Annotated in this window: 1 pseudogene; it reads left to right on the forward strand. The window is 41.4% G+C overall.

Going from position 1 to position 1297, the window contains the following annotated elements:
• Positions 1 to 1297: pseudogene (locus tag HMPREF1865_RS09285) on the forward strand (hemagglutinin); the annotation flags it as partial.

The following is a 1297-nucleotide window of genomic DNA, read 5'->3' on the forward strand; positions in this document are numbered from 1 at the left end:
GCACCGCAGCCGATAACGATTACAGCGGTGAAAATATCAAGACTTTCATCACCCAAGATAATGATGGTAATACTACTATTAACGTGAAGATGAATAGAAGTCTCCTAGCTGATTCCATCAAGGTCAATAAAAAAGGTAAAGATGCCAAAGATGGCGTTACCCTTACAGGCCCTGACGGAGCAAACGGTACAGACGGTAAGGTAGGTATTTCCGGTAAAGACGGTAAAGATGCGGTATCTATGTCCGGTAAAGACGGTATCGGTCACATCGGCTTGAATGGCAAGGATGGCCGTAATGCTGATATGATAGTCGATAAAGGCACTTCTGATCTTGACGGTAATGAAATCACTCGTATTAAATACACCGATGAAAATGGTACCCCTCATGAAGTGGCAACCAAAGATGATGGTATGATGTACGGTGGTGATTCCGGTACTGTTATCAAGAAGAAACTTAATTCGCAAGTCAATGTTAAGGGCGGTATCACTGATGAAAATCTATTGACCGATGAAGATAATATCGGTGTTGTTTCTGATGGTAACGATACATTGAAATTACGCTTGGCGAGAGATTTGCAAGGTTTGAAATCTGCAACTTTCAAAAATGGTAATGTTAATACTGTTATCAACGGTGACGGTATGACCATTACTGAAACAACTCCGGCTGGTAACAATTCGGTGAGCCTCACTAAAGATGGTCTCAATAACGGCGGTAAAAAGATTACCAATATAGCTGAGGGTACTGATCCTAATGATGCAGTCAATGTTAATCAGTTGAAAAAAGCGACTGATGCAGCGACTACTACAGTAACTGCCGGCAACAATATCACTGTTACACCAACTACTAATCCTAATGGTTCCACGAATTATGAAGTTGGTCTTAAAGATCAAGTGACATTGGGTTCAGATCCTACGAAACAAATCGCGTTTGATGGTACTACAGGTACAATCAAGGCCGGTGATAAGGTTACAATCGATGGCAACAAAGGTAATATTACTGCAGGTAAAGTGGCAATCGATGGTGAAAAGGGTATCATTAAGGCCGGAGATAAGGTAACAATTGACGGTAAAGACGGTAAGATTGATGCAGGTAAAATCGCTGTGAACGGTAAAGACGGCTATGTTACCGGATTGGAAAATAAAACATTTGATCCTGCGAATATCGTTAGCGGTCGAGCTGCCACAGAAGATCAATTAAAATCGTCTTATGATACGTTGGATAAAAAGATTGATGATCTAGGTGATGACATCACGAAGAAAGGCTTGGATTTTGCAGGTAATACAGGCGAGTTCCACCG

This window comes from Veillonella parvula, from assembly GCF_001553335.1.
Classification (GTDB): Bacteria; Bacillota; Negativicutes; order Veillonellales; family Veillonellaceae; genus Veillonella; species Veillonella parvula_S.